We start from the raw sequence: 18,092 nt of genomic DNA, 5'->3' as shown, positions 1-18,092 counted from the left end.
GGCCGTGAGGCTCAGAGGCGAGCCCCTTCCCACCGAGTCCCTCACCGGACCGCCGGGTCGGACCACCGGCCGGGCGAACGACACGATTGGGTCGACCATGCCCCTGCCTGACCTGTCCCCGGAGCAACGTGCCGCCGCCCTCGAGAAGGCCGCCGCTGCCCGCAAGGCGCGCGCCGAGCTGCGCGAGCGACTGAAGAGCAAGGGCGCCACCGTCGGCGACGTCCTGAAGCAGGGTGAGACCGACGAGGTGATCGGGAAGATGCGGGTCTCCGCGGTCCTGGAATCCCTGCCCGGAGTGGGCAAGGCGCGGGCTGCGAAGATCATGGAGCGCCTGGAGATCTCCCCGACCCGCCGTGTCCGCGGCCTGGGCGCCAACCAGCGGAAGGCGCTGGAGGCCGAGTTCAGCGGCGAGAAGGTCGTCTGACACCTGGCTGGGGGAACACCGACCCGGACGAGGACGACGAGTGGCGACACCAGCACCGGCACGGCTGACCGTGCTGTCCGGACCCTCCGGGGTCGGCAAGGGCACCGTGATCGCCGAGGTCCGGCGGCGGCACCCGGAGGTGTGGGTGTCGGTCTCGGTGACCACTCGCCGTCCGCGTCCGGGTGAGGTCGACGGCGTGCACTACCACTTCGTCGACGACGCCGAGTTCGACCGGCTGATCGAGAACGACGGGCTGCTGGAGTGGGCCGAGTACGCCGGCAACCGCTACGGCACGCCGGCCACCCCGGTCCGGATGCGACTGGCCCGCGGCCTCCCGGCCCTGCTCGAGATCGAGCTGCAGGGCGCGCGGCAGGTGCGGACGCGGTCACCGGAGGCGCAACTGGTGTTCCTGGCGCCGCCGTCCTGGGCCGAACTGGTCAACCGGCTGACCGGCCGCGGCTCGGAAGCGCCCGCGGTGCAGGAGCGCCGGCTGGCCCTGGCGCAGGCCGAACTCGACGCCGCCGGGGAGTTCGACGTCGTCGTCGTCAACGACGACGTGGCCCGGGCGGCCGACGAGTTGGTAGGCTTGCTGACTGCGCCCGCTCCCGGTCTGCACCAGGGGACGGGCGCGCACGAGTGACGGTGCCTTGATGAGACCGCCGCCGCGTTGATCGCCGGCCCGTCGCTTTCGCCGATCTACTGAGGAGCACGCCCGCCCGTGTCCGGAGTCGCACCTGCCCCCGAGGGCATCACCAACCCGCCGATCGACGAGCTGCTCGAGCGCACCAGCAGCAAGTACGGCCTGGTCATCTTCGCCGCCAAGCGCGCGCGCCAGATCAACGCTTACTACAGCCAGCTCTCCGAGGGCCTGCTGGAGTACGTGGGCCCGCTGGTCGACACAGCGCCGCAGGAGAAGCCCCTGTCGATCGCGCTCCGCGAGATCAACGAGGGTCTGCTGACCCACACCGCCGGCGAGAACTAAGGCCCCGTCCGGAGGCTCGCCGCGAGCCTGCGAGTGGTGAGGAGGACGGGGTCCTTCCGCTGCCCCCCACCGCTCGCAAGCTCGCGGCGGGACCCTGCAGGGTGGCCGCTCCAGTACCTCACCTGGGCACCCAGATTGATGAGAACGCACCCGGCAGCACCTGCCGGGTGCGTTCTCGTGTTGGGAGGATGAGTGCCGTGTCGTCGATCGTGCTGGGCGTGAGCGGGGGAGTGGCCGCCTACAAGGCCGCCTTCGTGCTCCGGGCGTTCACCGAGGCCGGGCACGACGTGCGCGTCGTGCCCACCCCCGGCGCGCTGCACTTCGTCGGCGCGGCCACCTTCGAGGCGCTGTCGGGCAACAAGGTCACCACCGACGTCTGGTCCGACGTCCCCGAGGTGGCGCACGTCCGCATCGGGCAGGCCGCCGAGCTCGTCGTGGTCGCACCGGCCACCGCCGACCTGCTCGCCCGGGCCGCGGCGGGTCGCGCCGACGACCTGCTCACCGCCACCCTGCTCACCGCGTCCTGCCCGGTCGTGTTCGTGCCGGCCATGCACACCGAGATGTGGCTGCACCCGGCCACGCAGGACAACGTCGCCACCCTCCGCCGGCGCGGCGCCGTCGTCCTGCCGCCCGCGGTCGGGCGGCTCACCGGCCCCGACTCCGGGCCCGGCCGCCTGCCCGAGCCCGCCGACATCGCGGCCCTCGCCGAGGTCGTGCTGCGGCTCGGCGCCGACGCGCTCGCCCAGGACCTCGTCGGCCGCCGCGTCGTGATCAGCGCCGGCGGCACCCGCGAGCCGCTGGACCCCGTCCGCTACCTGGGCAACCGCTCCTCGGGCCGGCAGGGCTGGGCGCTGGCCCGCGTCGCCGCCGCGCGCGGTGCCGAGGTGGTCCTCGTGGCGGCCAACGTCGAGGCCCCGTCGCCGTTCGGCGTCCGCGTCGTCCCGGTGGGCACCGCCGAGGAGCTGCGCGCGGCGATGCTCGAGGAGGCGGTGGGCGCCGACGTCGTCGTCATGAGCGCCGCCGTGGCCGACTTCCGGCCCGAGGCCGTGGCGGCCACCAAGCTGAAGAAGGGCAGCGGCAGCGAGCCCGCGGCGGTGCCGCTGGTCCGCAATCCCGACGTCCTCGCCGAGCTGGTCACCAAGCGCGCCCCCGGTCAGCTCGTCGTCGGCTTCGCCGCCGAGACGGGGGACGACGACGGCGACGTGCTCACCCACGCGCGCGCCAAGCTCGCCCGCAAGGGCTGCGACCTGCTCGTCGTCAACGACGTCTCCGACGGTCAGGTCTTCGGCCGACCGGAGAACGCCGTGGTCGTGCTCTCCGCCGACGGCGGCGCCACCGACCTGCTCGAGGGCAGCAAGGACGCCGTCGCAGCCGGCATCTGGGGGGCGGTCGCGGCGCGACTCGGCCCACGTCCCGGGGGCTGACGGGCGGCGCTGTCCCCCCGCGCCGGTACCGTGGCAGGAACCGGTTCCATCACACACGAGCCCCAGGGAGTACCGAGTGCCACGCCGCCTCTTCACGTCCGAGTCGGTGACCGAGGGCCACCCGGACAAGATCGCCGACCAGATCAGCGACTCGATCCTGGACGCCATGCTCGAGCAGGACCCGCGCAGCCGGGTCGCGGTCGAGACGATGATCACCACCGGCCAGGTGCACATCGCCGGCGAGGTCACCACCGCCGGCTACGTCGAGATCGCCGAGATCGTCCGCAAGACCATCCTCGGCATCGGTTACGACTCCTCCCGCAAGGGCTTCGACGGCGCCTCCTGCGGCGTCAGCGTGTCCATCGGCGCGCAGTCGCCCGACATCGCCCAGGGCGTCGACACCGGGTACGAGGCGCGCACCGCCGGCGCCGCCGAGGACGAGATCGAGCGTCAGGGCGCCGGCGACCAGGGGCTGATGTTCGGCTACGCCACCGACGAGACCCCCGAGCTGATGCCGCTGCCCATCGCGCTGGCGCACCGCCTGTCCCGGCGCCTGTCGACCGTCCGCAAGGACGGGTCGGTGCCCTACCTGCGGCCCGACGGCAAGACCCAGGTCACCGTCGTCTACGAGGACGACCAGCCGGTCGCCGTCGACACCGTCGTGGTCTCCTCGCAGCACGCCGAGGACATCTCGATCGAGCAGCTGCTCACCCCCGACGTCCAGGAGCTCGTCGTCGAGCCCGAGCTGGCCGCGCTGGGGCTGCCCACCACCGGCTACCGGCTGCTGGTCAACCCGACCGGCAAGTTCGTCATCGGCGGACCGATGGGCGACGCCGGCCTGACCGGTCGCAAGATCATCGTCGACACCTATGGCGGCATGGCCCGCCACGGGGGCGGCGCCTTCTCGGGCAAGGACCCGTCGAAGGTCGACCGCTCCGGTGCCTACGCCATGCGCTGGGTGGCCAAGAACGTCGTGGCCGCCGGCCTGGCCCGCCGCTGCGAGGTGCAGGTCGCCTACGCGATCGGCGCCGCCCACCCGGTCGGCCTGTTCGTCGAGACCTTCGGCACCGGCACGGTGGCCGACGACGTGCTCGAGAAGGCGATCAGCTCGGTGTTCGACCTGCGGCCGGGCGCGATCGTCCGCGACCTGGACCTGCTGCGGCCGATCTACGCGCCGACGGCGGCCTACGGCCACTTCGGGCGCACCGACCTCGACCTCCCGTGGGAGCGGCTGGACCGGGTCGAGGCCCTGCGCTCGGCCACCGGGGCCTGAACGCACTGAGCGACCCCGCTCCCGACGGCCCGGGTACCAGCGCCCCGCTGGTGGCCCGGGTCGTCGTCGACGTGCCCCTGGCCCACCTGGACCGCCCGTTCGACTACGGCGTCCCGGAGAAGTTCGCCGACACCGTGCAGGCCGGCTGCCGCGTGCGGGTCCGGTTCCACGGCCGCCTCGTCGACGGCGTGGTCTGGGAGCTCGGCGGCACCACCGACTTCGCCGGCCGGCTGCAGCCGCTCTCGCACGTGCCGTCGGGCGAGCCGGTTCTGACCTCGCAGGTGGCCCGCCTCGCCCGGGCCATCGCCGACCGCTACGCCGGCACGCTCAGCGACGTGCTGCGGCTGGCCCTGCCGCCCCGCCGGGCCGCCGCCGAGAAGCGCCCCAGCCCGACGCCCGACGCGCTCCCCGGCCCGCCGGACCCCGCGGGCTTCGCCCGGTACACCGCCGGCCCGGCCCTGCTGACCGCCCTGGCCGAGGGGCGACCCCCGCGCGCGGTCTGGTCCGCCCTGCCCGGCGAGGACTGGCCCACCCGGCTGGCCGAGCTGTGCCGCGCGGCGCTCTCGGGGGGCCGGGGCGCGCTCGTCGTCGTCCCCGACCACAAGGACCTCGACCGGCTGGAGGCCGCGGCCGGCCGGCTGCTGCCCGAGCACTCGTTCACGGTGCTGCGGGCCGGTGACGCGCCCGAGAAGCGCTACGGGCAGTTCCTCGCCGCCTCGCGGGGCGCGGCGCAGGTCGTGCTCGGCACCCGGGCCGCGATGTTCGCCCCGGTCCGCGATCTCGGGCTGGTGGTCGTCTGGGACGACGGCGACGACATCCACGCCGAGCCGCTGGCGCCCTACCCGCACGCCCGCGACGTCCTGCTCCACCGTGCCTACCTGGACAACTGCGCGGCGGTCGTGGCCGGCACCGCCCGCACGGCGGAGGCGGCGCTGCTGGTGGAGTCCGGCTGGGCGCACGAACTCGTGGCCGACCGCGCGACGCTGCGGGCGGCGGCTCCGCGCGTGCAGGCGCTCGGCGACGACTTCGAGCTCGCGCGCGACCCGGCCGCCCGCTCCGCCCGGCTGCCGTCGATGGCGCACGAGGCCGCCCGCCGCGCCCTGGCCTCCGGGTCACCCGTGCTCGTCCAGGTGCCCCGGTCGGGCTACGTGCCGTCGCTGGCCTGCGCCCGCTGCCGGGCCCCGGCCCGCTGCGCGCACTGCGCGGGGCCGCTGGGCATCTCGCCGCGACCGGGCCCCGACGGCGGCCGGATCCCGGCCTGCCGCTGGTGCGCCCGGCCGGCGACAACGTTCGACTGCCCGCACTGCCACGGGACGAAGCTGCGCGCCTCGGTGGTGGGGGAGGCCCGCACCGCCGAGGAGCTGGCCCGGGCGTTCCCCGGGGCCACCCTGCGCGTCTCCGGCCGCGCGTCGGGCGTGCTGGCCACGATCCCGGGCGGACCGTCGCTCGTCGTGGCCACCCCGGGCGCCGAGCCGGTCGTCGAGGGCGGGTACGGCGCCGCCCTGCTGCTGGACTCCTGGGCGCTGCTGGGCCGGGCCGACCTGCGCGCGGGGGAGGAGACGCTCCGGCGGTGGATGAACGCGGCCACCCTGGTGCGGCCGGCCTCGGCGGGCGGCGCCGTCGTCGTCGCCGCGGACGCCGCGCACCCCGTCGTCCAGGCGCTCGTGCGCTGGGACCCGGCGTGGCTGGCTGAGCGCGAACTGGCCGACCGTCGCGAGCTCGGCTTCCCGCCGGTCACCCGCATCGCGGCCCTGTCGGGCTCGCCGGCCGCGCTGGCCGAGTTCCTCGAGGCCCTGCGGCTGCCGGCCGACGCCGACCTGCTCGGGCCCGTGCCGGAGCCACCGCGGCCCGGCCAGGAGGGTGAGCGGGAGCGCTACCTGGTGCGGGTGCCGAGGGCCGAGGGGGCCGTGCTGGCGCACGCGCTCACCGAGGTGCAGGGCGTGCGCAGTGCGAAGAAGGCGCTGGAGCACGTCCGCGTGCAGCTCGACCCGCTCGACCTCGTCTAGCCCCGGTTGATCATCGGATTCGTGTACAGGCGTACGGCGTGCCGGCCCGTGTCGCGTGCACGAATCCGATGATCAACTCCCGCCTTCTAGGATCGACGGGTGAGCGTCACCCCGATCCGGCTCCTCGGCGACCCGGTCCTGCGCACCCCCGCGGCCCCGGTCGTCGACTTCGACGCCGAGCTGCGCGGGCTGGTCGCCGACCTGACCGAGACCATGCACGCCGCCGGGGGCGCCGGCCTGGCGGCCCCGCAGATCGGCGTGGGTCTGCGTGTCTTCACCTGGTACGTCGACGGCGAGGTCGGCCACCTGGTCAACCCCGACGTCCGCGCCGTCGGGGAGGAGACCGAGGAGGGCCCCGAGGGGTGCCTGTCGATCCCCGGCTACCGCTGGGACTGCCGGCGGCACCTGCACGTGGTGGCCAGCGGCTGGAACATGCACGGCGACCCGGTGCAGGTCGAGGGCTCCGAGCTGCTGGCCCGTGCGATCCAGCACGAGACCGACCATCTGGACGGCGTGCTGTTCGTCGACCGGCTCGACGCCGAGGCCCGGGCCGCGGCGCTGGCCCTGCTCGAGGACGCCGAGTGGGCGGGCATGGCCGAGTACCTGCCCGTCCCCGTCCCGCTCGTGAAGGTGAGCCCGCACTGAGGCTCCTGTTCGCGGGCACCCCCGCGCCGGCCGTCCCGTCGCTGGAGGCGCTGCTCGCCTCCGGTCATGAGGTCGTCGCCGTCCTCACCCGTCCCGACGCCCGCGCCGGCCGCGGGCGCACGGTGAGCCGGTCCCCGGTGGCCGAGCGCGCCGACGCCGCCGGCATCCCCGTGCTGCAGCCCCGGTCGCCCCGCGAGCCGGAGTTCCTCGAGCAGCTCGCCGGCCTCGCCGTGGACTGCGCACCCGTGGTCGCCTACGGCGCCCTCGTGCCGCAGGCCGCCCTCGACCTGCCCCGGCACGGGTGGGTCAACCTGCACTTCTCGCTGCTGCCCGCCTGGCGCGGGGCGGCACCGGTGCAGCACGCGATCATGGCCGGCGACGACCTCACCGGCGCATCGACCTTCCTGCTGGAAGCCGGCCTCGACACCGGCCCCGTCTTCGGCACCGTCACCGAGCGGATCGGCCCGCGCGACACCGCCGGGGCGCTGCTCGACCGGCTGGCCGTCAGCGGGGCGGGGCTGCTCGTCGCCACCCTCGACGGGATCGCGGCGGGCACCCTGGTGCCGCAGCCGCAGCCCGCCGAGGGCATCAGCCTGGCCCCGCGGATCGAGACCGCCGACGCCCGCGTCGACTGGGCGCTGCCCGCGCACGTGGTCGACCGGCGGATCCGCGGCGTCACGCCGGCCCCCGGCGCGTGGACCACCTGGCGCGGGGACCGGCTGCGTCTGGGGCCGGTGACCACCACGGACGAGCCCTCCCTCGAGCCCGGTGAGCTGCTCGTCGCGTCGGGTCGGGTGCTGGTCGGCACCGGCAGCGGCCCGGTCCTGCTCGACCAGGTGCAGCCGGCCGGCAAGCGCATGCTCCCCGCCACCGACTGGGCGCGCGGCGCCCGTCCCTCCGCGGGGGAGCGGGTGGGGCAGTGACGGGCGCCTCCCGGAAGGGACGACGGCGGCACCCGGCGACCCGCCGTCCGGTGCTCGACGGCGCCCGGCTCACCGCCTACGACGTGCTCGACGGCGTGTCCTCCCGCGCCGCCTACGCCAACCTGCTGCTGCCGCAGCTGCTGCGCGAGCGGGAACTCGACGAGCGTGACGCCGCCTTCACCACCCAGCTGGCCTACGGGGCGCTGCGGGCCCAGGGCACCCTCGACGCCGTCCTCACCGGGCTGGTGAGCCGGCCCCTGGCAGAGCTGGACCCGCGCGTCCTCGACCTGCTGCGGCTCGGCGCCTACCAGCTTCTCGACCTGCGGGTGCCCTCGCACGCCGCCGTCGACACGACCGTCGCCCTCACCCGGGCCATCGTCGGCACCGGCGCGTCCGGGCTGGTCAACGCGGTGCTGCGCAAGGTGGCGACCGGCGGCGACCGCGAAGCCTGGCTCGACCGGCTCGACGGCGACGCCGCGACGCGCCTCGCCCTGGCCACCGACCATCCCCGGTGGATCGTCGACGCCTGGCGGGACGCCCTCGGGAGGGACGACACCGAGCTCGAGGCCGCGCTGCTGGCCGACGACGCCGCGCCAGAGGTGCACCTCGTGGCCCGCCGGATCGACCGGGAGGCGCTCGCCGCGGAGGCGGGCGGGCAGCCCGGCCCGTGGTCCCCGTACGCCGTGCGGATGCCCGGCGGCGACCCCGGCAGGGTGGCGTCGGTGCGCTCCGGCGCGGCCGCGGTGCAGGACGAGGGCAGCCAGCTCGCCGCGCTGCTCCTGACGCGAGTGCCCCTGGACGGCCCGGACGCCGCGTGGCTGGACATGTGCGCGGGCCCTGGCGGCAAGGCGGCGCTGCTCGCGGCGGTCCGCCCCGAGGGCGTGCGGCTCACCGCGGTCGACCGCGCCCCGCACCGGGCCGAGCTGGTGCGGCAGGCCCTGAGCGGCGAGCCGGACGTCGAGGTCCTCACCGCCGACGGCACGCGACCGCCGTGGGCGCCGGCCTCGTTCGACCGGGTGCTGCTCGACGCGCCGTGCACCGGCCTGGGTGCCCTGCGGCGTCGTCCGGAGGTGCGCTGGCGCCGGACCCCCGACGACGTGCCGCCCCTGGTCGAGCTGCAGACCGCGCTGCTGGACAGCGCCCTGGCCTCGGTGCGGCCCGGGGGAGTGGTCGCCTACGTGACCTGCTCGCCGCACACCGCCGAGACCGTGGCCGTCGTCGACGCGGCGGCCCGGCGGGACGACGTCGAGGTGCTGCCGGTGGCGCCGCTGCTGCCCGACGTGCCCGATGTCGCGCGCGGCGACCACGGTCAGCTGTGGCCGCACCGGCACGGCACCGACGCGATGTTCATGGCGCTGCTCCGCCGCACCCGCTGACCCCCGATAGCCTGCCGCGCATGGACTGGCTGCCCGCTGATTTCGAGCACCCGCTCCGCGCTGACCTGCCCACGGGCCAGCACCTCCGCCCCATGGGGGCCGCCGACACGGAGATCGACTTCCCGGCCGTCATGGGGTCGCGCGAGCGGCTGTGGTCCGTCTACGGCAAGGCCTGGGGCTGGCCGCCGGCGCACATGACCGTCGAGCAGGACCGGGACGACCTCGCGCACCACGAGCGCGAGATCGCCGCGCACGAGAGCTTCCTCTACGGCCTGTTCGAGCAGGACGAGTCGGAGCTGCTCGGGTGCCTGTACATCGACCCGCCGGAGAAGGCGGGCGAGGCCGGCGCGGAGGTGTCGTGGTGGGTGGTGGACCGGCTGGTCGGCACCGACGTGGAGCGGGCGTTCGACGAGTTCGTGCCGCGCTGGCTGGAGGCGCAGTGGCCGATGCCGCGGCCCCGGTACATCGGCCGGGACCTGTCCTGGGACGACTGGATCGCGCTGCCCGGGCGCGAGTGACCCCCTAGAACGGGCCGAGGCCCGCCGCCTCGGCCGCGTAGCGCGCGGTCAGCACCCGCAGGTGGTCGACGATCGCCGTGCACAGCCAGGCGGCGCTCCCGGTCGCGGCGAGCACGGCCGGGGCCAGGGACTCCGCGTAGCCCAGCTCCCGGTCGCGCAGCCCGGCCACGGCCGCGATCGCGGTGACGCCGGCGTCCTCCGGCGTCCAGCCGGCCGGCTCGCCGTCGGGATCACGAGCGAGATCGGCGAGGGTGCGCGCGACGTCGCCGTCCACGTAGCGGCGGCCCAGACCGAGAGCGCCGCGGCCTTGCGACCAGCGGCCTGCGCGCACCGCGCCGTCGGCCACGTCCCGCAGCCCGATCCGCCGCTCGTCGAGCCACCCGTCCAGCGACCGCTCGGGCTCGATGCCGATCGCGGCCAGCAGGCGGTCGGCCGGGGCGAAGCCGGTGGGGGTCGGGTCGACCAGGATGCTGTCCTCGGTCTGCTCCACGCGGGCGCTCAGCGCCAGGTCGAGCAGGAGCGCCCCCCGGACGGCGGGCCCGCAGACGAGGCGGTCGGACAGCCGGCCGTTCTGGCCGAGGCACAGCGCGGCCACCCGGATGGACACGTCGCCGGCCCCGGCCCCCGCTGCTGTGCGCTCGGTCACGCGGGAAGCCTAGGTGGGGGGCGGCCGATCACCGGCCACCTAGACTCGGTGGACGTGGCCAGGGAACCGATGATCGCGCCGAGCCTGCTGTCGGCGGATTTCACGCGCCTCGCCGAGGAATCGGAGCGGGTGGCGGATGCCGACTGGCTGCACTTCGACGTGATGGACGGGCACTTCGTGCCGAACCTGACCTTCGGCCTGCCGGTGATGCAGGCCCTGCAGGCGGTCAGCCCGGTGCCCCTGGACTGCCACCTCATGATCGAGAACCCGGGGCGCTGGGCGCCGGGCTACGCCGAGGCCGGGGCCCGCAACGTCACGGTGCACGCGGAGGCCTGCACGGACCCCCGTGCGGTCGCCCGCGACATCCGCGCCGGCGGAGCCCTCGCCGGGCTGGCCCTGAAGCCCGAGACGTCGCTCGACCACTACCTCGACGTGCTGCACGACTTCGACACCCTCCTGATCATGACCGTGGAGCCCGGGTTCGGCGGGCAGTCGTTCATCGAGGAGGTGCTGCCCAAGGTCCGCCGGGCCCGGCAGCTGGTCGACACCGGGCATCTGTCGCTGTTCGTGGAGGTCGACGGCGGGGTCAACGGCGACACGATCGAGCAGGCGGCCGAGGCCGGCGCCGACGTGTTCGTCGCCGGGTCGGCGGTCTACGGGGCCGACGACCCCGCGAAGGCCATCGCCGCGCTGCGTGCCCGCGCCGCCGCTGCGATGACGGGGTGACCACCCCGGCCGAGCAGGCCGCCATGGCCCGGGCGCGAACCCTGGCCGACGGCGTCCTCGGGACCACGAGCCCCAACCCGCCCGTCGGCGCGGTCGTCCTCGCCTCCGACGGTGCGGTGGTGGGGGAGGGCGCGACCGCCCCGCCGGGTGGCCCGCACGCGGAGGTGACCGCACTCGCCCGTGCCGGCGACCGCGCCCGCGGGAGCACCGTCGTCGTCACCCTCGAACCGTGCGCGCACACCGGCCGCACCGGTCCCTGCACCGATGCCCTGATCGCCGCGGGTGTGTCGCGGGTCGTCGTCGCCGTCCCGGAACCCACCGAGCTGGCCGACGGCGGCGCCGAGCGGCTGCGCGAGGCCGGGATCGACGTCGAGCTCGGCGTGCAGCGGGCCGAGGCCGAGACCGGTGCCCTGGCCGGCTGGCTGACCGGCGCCCGCGAGCGGCGGCCGTTCGTCGTCTGGAAGGCCGCCGCCACCCTGGACGGCCGGGTGGCCGCCGCCGACGGCAGCAGCCGGTGGATCACCGGAGCGGCCGCCCGGGCGGAGGTCCACCGGTTGCGCGCCACGTGCGACGCCGTCGTCGTCGGGTCGGGCACGGTGCTCGCCGACGACCCCCAGCTCACCGTCCGCGACGCCGACGGGCGGCCCGCCGCGCGGCAGCCGCTGCGCGTCGTCGCCGACCGGCGTGGCCGGGTGCCGGCGACCGCCCGCGTGCTCGACGACGCGGCCCCGACCCATGTGAGTCGCGCCACCGATCCGGCGGCCCTGCTCGCCGAGCTGTTCGACCGCGACGTGCGCCGCGCCCTGCTCGAGGGTGGTCCGGCGCTGGCCGCGGCGTTCCTCCGCGGCGGCCTGGTCGACGAGATCCTGCTGCACCTGGCCCCGAAGCTGCTGGGGGCCGGACCCTCCCTCGTGGGTGACCTGGGAATCCCGTCGATCGGCGGCGCGCTGACCCTCGAGATCGTCGATGTCACCCCCCTGAGCGGGGACGTGCAACTCAGGTTGCGTCCCACCCGGCACACTGGGGGCCGGCAGCACGTGGACGGAGGGAGCTGAGGTGTTCACCGGGATCGTCGAAGAGGTGGGCACCGTCGTCGTCCGCGAGGACCGACCGGACTCCGCCGTGCTGCGGATCCGTGCGCAGCGGGTGCTGGAGGACGTCGCCCTGGGCGACTCCATCGCCGTCGACGGCGTGTGCCTCACCGTGACCGGGGTCGAGGACGGCGTCTGGAGCACCGACGTCATGGCCGAGACCCTGCGCCGCAGCAGCCTGGGCGGCGCGGTGGCCGGTGCCGCGGTGAACCTCGAGCGCGCGGTCACCCCGCACACCCGGCTCGGCGGGCACCTGATGCAGGGCCACGTCGACGGTGTCGGCAGCGTCCTCGCCCGCACCCCGGGCGCCGACTGGGAGGTCGTCCGGATCGGCCTGCCGCCGGAGCTGGCGCGCTACGTCGTCGAGAAGGGCTCCGTCGCCGTCGACGGGGTCTCGCTGACGGTCAGCGCCGTCAGCGCGGCCGACGACCCCCGCCCGTGGTTCGAGGTGAGCCTCATCCCCACCACCCTCCGCGAGACCACGCTCGGTGCGCGCGCCCCGGGGGACCCCGTCAACCTGGAGGTCGACGTGATCGCCAAGTACGTGGAGCGACTGCTCGGAGGACGGGTCGCATGAGCGCTCCACTGGGTCGCCTCGACTCCATCGAGAGCGCCATCGCCGCCATCAAGGACGGCCGCCCGGTCGTCGTCATCGACGACGAGGACCGCGAGAACGAGGGCGACCTGATCTTCGCCTCCGAGCTCGCGACGCCCGACCTGGTCGCGTTCATGGTGCGCTACACCTCGGGCTACATCTGCGTCGCCGTCACCGAGGCCGACGCCGACCGGCTGGACCTCCCGCCGATGTTCCGGGTCAACCAGGACCGGCGCGGCACCGCCTACACGGTCACCGTCGACGCCCGCGAGGGCGTGACCACCGGCATCTCCGCCTCCGACCGGGCGCACACCATCCGGCTGCTGGCCGACGCCGGCACCACCTCGGCCGACCTGGCCCGCCCCGGCCACATCGTGCCGCTGCGCGCCAAGGACGGCGGCGTGCTGCGCCGCCCCGGCCACACCGAGGCGGCCGTCGACCTCGCCGTCCTCGCCGGGCTGCGCCCCTCGGGGACGCTGTGCGAGATCGTCAGCGAGAAGGACCCCACCGGCATGGCCCGCGGCGAGGAGCTGCGCGTCTTCGCCGACGAGCACGACCTGTGCATGGTCTCGATCGCCGACCTGATCGCCTACCGCAAGCGCTTCGACAAGCTCGTCGAGCGCGTCGCCGAGGCCAAGGTCCCGCTCGCCCCGGGCACCTTCACCGCCGTCGGCTTCCGCAGCACGTACGACAACCGCGAGCACGTCGCCTTCGTCTACGGCGAGATCGGCGACGGCGAGGACGTGCTCGTCCGGGTGCACTCCGAGTGCCTGACCGGCGACGTGTTCGGCTCGCTGCGGTGCGACTGCGGTCCGCAGCTGCAGGCCGCGCTGGCCGCCGTCGCCCAGGAGGGCCGCGGGATCGTGCTCTACATCCGCGGGCACGAGGGCCGGGGGATCGGACTGCTGCACAAGCTGCAGGCCTACCAGCTGCAGGACATGGGCGCCGACACGGTCGACGCCAACCTCGACCTGGGCCTGCCGGCCGACGCGCGCGACTACGGCACCGGCGCGCAGATCCTCGTCGACCTCGGCGTGCGCACCATGCGGCTGCTCAGCAACAACCCGGCCAAGCGCGCCGGCCTGGAGGGCTACGGCCTCAAGGTCGTGGGCCGGGTGCCGCTGCCCAGCCACGTCACCGCCGAGAACCTGGACTACCTGCGCACCAAGCGCGACCGCATGGGGCACCTGCTGGACATCATCGAGCCCGAGACCGAGTCCGGCCCCGCCGACAGCCCGGCCGCCCTCGCCGAGGAGCAGCCCTCGTGAGCGGCTCGGGGGCGCCCGTCGTCGAGCCGGTGGACGCCGCGGGGTTGACCCTCGGCATCGTCGCCACCACGTGGCACGCCGAGATCACCGACACCCTGCTGACCCGCGCCGTCGCGGCCGCCCGGGCCAGCGGCATCGCCGACCCCACGGTGGTGCGGGCGCCCGGCGCGGTCGAGCTGCCGGTCGTCGCCCAGGCGCTGACCGAGCGGCACGACGCGGTCGTCGCCCTCGGCGTCGTCATCCGGGGCGGCACCCCGCACTTCGAGTACGTCTGCGACGCGGTCACCGCCGGCCTGACCCGGGTCGCGCTCGACGCCGGCAAGCCGGTCGGCAACGGCGTCCTCACCTGCGACACCGAGGAGCAGGCCCGCGACCGTGCGGGCCTGCCGGGCTCGGCCGAGGACAAGGGCTGGGAGGCCGCCATCGCGGCCCTGGCCACCGCACTGACCCTGCGCGAGCTGCGGGCCCCGCAGCGGACGACCGGCTTCAGCGCCGCGCCGGTCCGGGAGGCCCGCTCGTGAAGACCTTCGACGAGTTGTTCGCCGAGCTGTCGGGCAAGGTCGCCACCGACGACCCGGCCTCGGGCACGGTGCGCGCCGTCCGCGACGGCGTGCACGCCGCCGGGAAGAAGGTGGTCGAGGAGGCCTCCGAGGCGTGGATGGCCGCCGAGCACGAGAGCGGCGAGCGGACGGCGGAGGAGATCAGCCAGCTCCTCTACCGGGTGCAGGTCCTCATGCTGACCAGGGGCCTCACCCTCGACGACGTCTACGCTCACCTGTAATTCCGCCCCGCCGTCACCCGTCGAGGAGTTCGTCCCGTGCTGCGCATCGCCGTGCCCAACAAGGGCGTCCTGAGCGAGCCCGCGGCCGAGATGCTCGCCGAGAGCGGCTACCGCCAGCGCCGCAGCACCAAGGACCTCGCGGTCTACGACCCGGACAACGACACCGAGTTCTTCTACCTGCGCCCGCGGGACATCGCCGTCTACGTCGCCGCGGGCACCCTCGACGTGGGCATCACCGGCCGCGACATGCTGATGGAGACCGCGCCGTCGAACGGGGAGGGCGCCGCGGCGGTCGAGGTCATGCCGCTGGGCTTCGGCCGTTCGTCGTTCCGCTTCGCCGCGCCGGTGGAGTCGGGCATCGAGCGGGTCGAGCAGCTGGCGGGCAAGCGGATCGCGACGGCCTACCCGGTGCTGCTCCAGCGCTACCTCGCCGAGTCGGGCATCAAGGCCGGCGTGGTCAAGCTCGACGGCGCGGTGGAGACCGCCTGCCGGCTCGGTGTCGCCGACGCGGTCTGCGACGTCGTGGAGACGGGGACGACGCTGCGCGCGGCCGGGCTGCAGACGATCGGTGACCCGGTGCTGACCAGCGAGGCGATCCTGGTGCGCCGCGAGGGTGCCGAGGAGATCCCGGCCGTCGCCCAGCTCCGCCGCCGGCTGCGCGGGGTGCTGGTGGCGCGGCAGTACGTGATGCTCGACTACGACTGCCCCAACGACATCCTGGCGGCGGCGACCGCCGTGACCCCGGGCATCGAGGGGCCGACGGTCAGCCCGCTGCAGACGCCGGGCTGGTCGGCGGTGCGCGCGATGGTCGCCCGCAACGACACCAACCGCGTCATGGACGAGCTCTGGGAGCTCGGCGCGCGGGCGATCCTGGTCACCAGCATCCACGCCTCGCGCATCTGAGGGACTCCGCGGCAACTCCGGCGCCCTCCCGTACGTTCCAGCGTCATGCGCGTGATCACTGGCTTGGCGGTGCTGCTCGCCCTGGCGGCCTGCGGGTCCTCGGGGAGCGGCGGCACGGATGCCGGTGCCTCCAGCTCGGCGACCGGCGCCTCCGGCGAAGACGACCTGGTGATCGAGGTCGACCGGGGCGACGGTTCCGAACCCGAGCGGTACACGCTGGTGTGCGGGGACGCCCCGGAGGGCGACCACCCCGATCCGGCCGCGGCGTGCACGCACCTGGCGGGCATGGACGCGCCGTTCGCGCCGCTGCCGACGGACATGGTGTGCACCGAGCAGTACGGGGGCCCGGAGACCGCCCGGATCGCCGGTCGCTGGCACGCCGAGCCGGTCGAGGCCGAGCTCTCGCGCACCGACGGCTGCCGCATCTCCCAGTGGGACGCGCTGGGTCCGGTGCTGCCGCCGGTCGAGGGTGCGGTCGCCGACTGAGTCGGAGCTCGCCCGGGTCCTACGTCGCGAAGGCGAGCACGTCCCGGGCGATCCGGCTGCTCGAGGCGGCCCGCATGTGTCCCGCCCGGGAGTACCAGACCAGCTGGCAGTCCGGGATCCGCGCGGCGGTCTCCCGCACGACCGCGGGCGGGAAGAAGCGGTCCCGGTCACCGCAGATCAGCAGCACCGGCGCCCTCACCCGGTCGAGCACGCCCCGTGAGTCGTAGCCGACCTCGGCCTCGACCTCGACGAGCATGTCCTCCCTCGGGCCGTGATCCACGACGGCTCGCGCCAGCAGTGGGGCGAGCAGCCGGCGCACCGGACCGAGGGCCCGGCCGGGGAGCAGGTACTCGGCGAACGCGCCTCCGGCCGCGAGGCGGTCGCCACGGCGGAGGGCCTCGGCGAGCCGGAGGTCGACCGCCTTGCCCCAGGGGCTCACCTCGTACCCGCTGACGACGAGGGCGACGCGGCCCACGCACTCCGGATGCCGCGCGGCGAGGTCCTGGGCGACCATCCCGCCGAAGGACTCGCCCACGACCAGGTCGACCGAGCCGCCGAACTGCTCGGCGATGATGCGGGCGTAGTCGTCGGCCATGTCGGCGATCGAGTGGCCGGCGGGCATGTGCCGGCGTCGTGCCACGATCCAGACCGCGTACCCGGCCGAGACGTAGGGGGCGAACAGCCGTCCGGTGGCCCGGCGCATCAGCCCGGTCGGGATGGTGCGGCCCGGCCCGCCCTGGATGAACAGCATGGTCCGGGGGCCGTCGCCCCAGGTCAGGTACTCCATCGCGCCGGGGAAGGTGCCCGCGCGTGGTTCGGCGCGCGTCGCCGTCCGCACCGCCATGACGTCCCCTCTCGCCGCCCCGTCCCGACGATCGCGTGGCCGGCGGTCGTCGCTCACGGGGCGAAGGTCCCTCCCGCGGTGCGGATGGTCATCGCGGGCCGGCCCGGAACGCCGACGCGCCCCCGGTCCGGTGGACCGGGGGCGCGTCGGGTCGCGGGATCAGCGGGGGCGCAGCGTCCGGTCGACGAGGTCGATCGCCGTGCAGAGCCCCAGCGCCATGGCCCGGCCGCTGGTGGAACCGGTCGCCAGCAGGCCGGCGACGGCCGGGGCGAGCGGGCGCTCGCCGACCAGTGCGTGCAGCACGGCTGCGTACTCGCCGCTGACCCGGCCGCAGGCGGCGTGCCGGAGCAGGGCCCGGGAGAGCTCGGTCGTGCGGCCGCCGGCCAGCGAGTAGACGCCCGCCGCGAAGCGCTCGGCCGACGGGTGGCCGAGCAGGACCAGCCCGGCGATCGTGCCGGCCATGACGTCGTCACCGGCGGGCGTGAGGCCGGGACCGAGCCCGATCAGCCGGGTGGCGGTGCGCAGGGCGGCGTCGAGGTCTGCCCGGCGGACGGCGCCGCGCAACGCGGCCAGGGGGCCGCCCGGGCCGGTCGGCAGGCCGGGGAGGGTGAAGGCGCTGTGCGGGACGCCCTCGCCGTACAGCGCGTTGCGCAGCTGCCGCACGCCCTCGGGGAGCAGGGCCGGCCGCGTGCTGGGCAGCTTGGGGCGCGGGTTCCACCACGCGGCGGCGCTGACCGCGAGGTCGCCCACGACGATCCGGCCGCCCCCGACCTCTGCCGGGGCACCGCTGGGCAGGGCCACCAGGGGGCGGCCGTTGCTCGGACGGAAGAGCACGCACCCGAGGGGCAGGCGCGCGGCGTCGCTGGTGAGCACACCGACGACGTCACCGCCGCGCTCGGTGGGGACGAACAGGTAGACCGCCGCCGGCAGGCTCATGAGCACCCGGGCCGGGCGGACCGGGCCGCGCAGCAGTTCGGCGACACCGGTGCTCGCCGAGGCGGGCACGGCCGTGGCGGCGCGCGCGGGCGGGGCGGTGCGGGCAGTGGCCTGCGCGGACTCGCGGGGGAGGGGGATCGTGGGCAGACCGGCCCGCGCGGCGCGACCGCGCTGCGGTGCCTCCGACTCGGGGCGACGGCTCGCCTGGCCTGTGGTGTCGTCGATCGTGCGCATGGCGGCCTCTC

General features: G+C 75.5%; 21 protein-coding genes. 18 read left to right on the top strand and 3 right to left on the bottom strand.

What is annotated here, in order from left to right:
• Positions 1-97 precede the first annotated feature (97 nt).
• The 10 genes from mihF to ABD644_RS11910 all read left to right on the top strand — a co-directional run bounded on the left by mihF (position 98) and on the right by ABD644_RS11910 (position 9,571).
• Entirely contained in the window at positions 98-424 is a 327-nt protein-coding gene (mihF, locus tag ABD644_RS11955) for an integration host factor, actinobacterial type (RefSeq protein WP_344689108.1), read from the top strand.
• A gap of 40 nt (positions 425-464) precedes the next feature.
• A complete protein-coding gene (gmk, locus tag ABD644_RS11950) occupies positions 465-1,064 on the top strand; it encodes a guanylate kinase (protein WP_344689107.1) in 600 nt (199 codons plus the stop codon).
• A gap of 78 nt (positions 1,065-1,142) precedes the next feature.
• Complete coding sequence (gene rpoZ, locus ABD644_RS11945) at positions 1,143-1,406, top strand: DNA-directed RNA polymerase subunit omega (RefSeq protein WP_012949163.1); 264 nt, start codon at positions 1,143-1,145, stop codon at positions 1,404-1,406.
• 197 nt (positions 1,407-1,603) lie between these two features.
• Positions 1,604-2,830: a bifunctional phosphopantothenoylcysteine decarboxylase/phosphopantothenate--cysteine ligase CoaBC gene (coaBC, locus tag ABD644_RS11940; protein WP_344689104.1), complete on the top strand. Its 1,227-nt coding sequence runs from the start codon at positions 1,604-1,606 to the stop codon at positions 2,828-2,830.
• 76 nt (positions 2,831-2,906) lie between these two features.
• Positions 2,907-4,103 (top strand): methionine adenosyltransferase, encoded by a 1,197-nt coding sequence (metK, locus tag ABD644_RS11935; protein WP_344689103.1) that lies wholly within the window; start codon positions 2,907-2,909, stop codon positions 4,101-4,103.
• Between the two features lie 50 nt (positions 4,104-4,153).
• Entirely contained in the window at positions 4,154-6,109 is a 1,956-nt protein-coding gene (locus ABD644_RS11930) for a primosomal protein N' (protein ID WP_344689102.1), read from the top strand.
• Between the two features lie 99 nt (positions 6,110-6,208).
• A complete protein-coding gene (def, locus tag ABD644_RS11925) occupies positions 6,209-6,754 on the top strand; it encodes a peptide deformylase (RefSeq protein ID WP_344689101.1) in 546 nt (181 codons plus the stop codon).
• Positions 6,691-7,677: a methionyl-tRNA formyltransferase gene (fmt, locus tag ABD644_RS11920; protein WP_344689100.1), complete on the top strand. Its 987-nt coding sequence runs from the start codon at positions 6,691-6,693 to the stop codon at positions 7,675-7,677. Before def ends, fmt begins: the two co-directional genes overlap by 64 nt.
• Positions 7,674-9,053 carry an RsmB/NOP family class I SAM-dependent RNA methyltransferase gene (locus tag ABD644_RS11915; protein ID WP_344689099.1) on the top strand — a complete coding sequence of 460 codons (1,380 nt, stop codon included), beginning with the start codon at positions 7,674-7,676 and terminating at the stop codon, positions 9,051-9,053. Before fmt ends, ABD644_RS11915 begins: the two co-directional genes overlap by 4 nt.
• Before the next feature lie 20 nt (positions 9,054-9,073).
• On the top strand, positions 9,074-9,571 hold the full coding sequence (locus ABD644_RS11910; RefSeq protein WP_344689098.1) for a hypothetical protein: 498 nt from the start codon (positions 9,074-9,076) through the stop codon (positions 9,569-9,571).
• 4 nt (positions 9,572-9,575) lie between these two features.
• Here ABD644_RS11910 and ABD644_RS11905 read toward each other — a convergent pair whose 3' ends face one another.
• Entirely contained in the window at positions 9,576-10,217 is a 642-nt protein-coding gene (locus tag ABD644_RS11905) for a GPP34 family phosphoprotein (protein WP_344689097.1), read from the bottom strand.
• A 54-nt stretch (positions 10,218-10,271) separates the two neighbouring features.
• Here ABD644_RS11905 and rpe point away from each other — a divergent pair, with 54 nt between their 5' ends.
• Genes rpe through ABD644_RS11865 form a run of 8 tightly spaced genes read left to right on the top strand, consistent with a single transcriptional unit; the run spans position 10,272 to position 16,067 of the window.
• Positions 10,272-10,943 carry a ribulose-phosphate 3-epimerase gene (gene rpe / locus ABD644_RS11900; protein WP_344689096.1) on the top strand — a complete coding sequence of 224 codons (672 nt, stop codon included), beginning with the start codon at positions 10,272-10,274 and terminating at the stop codon, positions 10,941-10,943.
• Positions 10,940-11,998: a bifunctional diaminohydroxyphosphoribosylaminopyrimidine deaminase/5-amino-6-(5-phosphoribosylamino)uracil reductase RibD gene (gene ribD / locus ABD644_RS11895; protein ID WP_344689095.1), complete on the top strand. Its 1,059-nt coding sequence runs from the start codon at positions 10,940-10,942 to the stop codon at positions 11,996-11,998. Before rpe ends, ribD begins: the two co-directional genes overlap by 4 nt.
• 1 nt (position 11,999) lies before the next feature.
• The gene (locus tag ABD644_RS11890; protein WP_344689094.1) at positions 12,000-12,611 is read left to right on the top strand and encodes a riboflavin synthase; all 612 of its coding nucleotides are present in this window, start codon (positions 12,000-12,002) and stop codon (positions 12,609-12,611) included.
• Positions 12,608-13,897: a bifunctional 3,4-dihydroxy-2-butanone-4-phosphate synthase/GTP cyclohydrolase II gene (locus tag ABD644_RS11885; RefSeq protein WP_344689093.1), complete on the top strand. Its 1,290-nt coding sequence runs from the start codon at positions 12,608-12,610 to the stop codon at positions 13,895-13,897. Before ABD644_RS11890 ends, ABD644_RS11885 begins: the two co-directional genes overlap by 4 nt.
• Complete coding sequence (gene ribH / locus ABD644_RS11880) at positions 13,894-14,418, top strand: 6,7-dimethyl-8-ribityllumazine synthase (RefSeq protein ID WP_344689092.1); 525 nt, start codon at positions 13,894-13,896, stop codon at positions 14,416-14,418. Before ABD644_RS11885 ends, ribH begins: the two co-directional genes overlap by 4 nt.
• Positions 14,415-14,678 carry a phosphoribosyl-ATP diphosphatase gene (locus tag ABD644_RS11875; protein ID WP_344689091.1) on the top strand — a complete coding sequence of 88 codons (264 nt, stop codon included), beginning with the start codon at positions 14,415-14,417 and terminating at the stop codon, positions 14,676-14,678. Before ribH ends, ABD644_RS11875 begins: the two co-directional genes overlap by 4 nt.
• Before the next feature lie 36 nt (positions 14,679-14,714).
• Positions 14,715-15,581, top strand: coding sequence for an ATP phosphoribosyltransferase (gene hisG, locus ABD644_RS11870; RefSeq protein ID WP_344689090.1), 867 nt, complete (start codon positions 14,715-14,717; stop codon positions 15,579-15,581).
• A gap of 51 nt (positions 15,582-15,632) precedes the next feature.
• Positions 15,633-16,067 (top strand): SSI family serine proteinase inhibitor, encoded by a 435-nt coding sequence (locus ABD644_RS11865; RefSeq protein ID WP_344689089.1) that lies wholly within the window; start codon positions 15,633-15,635, stop codon positions 16,065-16,067.
• 19 nt (positions 16,068-16,086) lie between these two features.
• Here ABD644_RS11865 and ABD644_RS11860 read toward each other — a convergent pair whose 3' ends face one another.
• Positions 16,087-16,911 carry an alpha/beta fold hydrolase gene (locus tag ABD644_RS11860; RefSeq protein WP_344689088.1) on the bottom strand — a complete coding sequence of 275 codons (825 nt, stop codon included), beginning with the start codon at positions 16,909-16,911 and terminating at the stop codon, positions 16,087-16,089.
• Between the two features lie 159 nt (positions 16,912-17,070).
• On the bottom strand, positions 17,071-18,081 hold the full coding sequence (locus tag ABD644_RS11855; protein ID WP_344689087.1) for an oxamate carbamoyltransferase subunit AllH family protein: 1,011 nt from the start codon (positions 18,079-18,081) through the stop codon (positions 17,071-17,073).
• Positions 18,082-18,092: the final 11 nt, after the last annotated feature.

The organism is Blastococcus jejuensis (genome assembly GCF_039534705.1).
Taxonomy (GTDB): domain Bacteria; phylum Actinomycetota; class Actinomycetes; order Mycobacteriales; family Geodermatophilaceae; genus Blastococcus_B; species Blastococcus_B jejuensis.
The sequence above is the reverse complement of the archived record's forward strand: the minus strand, read 5'-3'. Positions and strand labels throughout refer to the sequence as shown.

What these genes read in the sequence shown, in the direction of transcription:
- mihF (WP_344689108.1), top strand. Translation starts at nt 98, where the DNA reads ATGCCCCTGCCTGACCTGTCCCCGGAGCAACGTGCCGCCGCCCTCGAG.
- ABD644_RS11910 (WP_344689098.1), top strand. Translation starts at nt 9,074, where the DNA reads ATGGACTGGCTGCCCGCTGATTTCGAGCACCCGCTCCGCGCTGACCTG.
- ABD644_RS11885 (WP_344689093.1), top strand. Translation starts at nt 12,608, where the DNA reads ATGAGCGCTCCACTGGGTCGCCTCGACTCCATCGAGAGCGCCATCGCC.
- ABD644_RS11860 (WP_344689088.1), bottom strand. Translation starts at nt 16,911, where the DNA reads ATGGCGGTGCGGACGGCGACGCGCGCCGAACCACGCGCGGGCACCTTC.
- ABD644_RS11855 (WP_344689087.1), bottom strand. Translation starts at nt 18,081, where the DNA reads ATGCGCACGATCGACGACACCACAGGCCAGGCGAGCCGTCGCCCCGAG.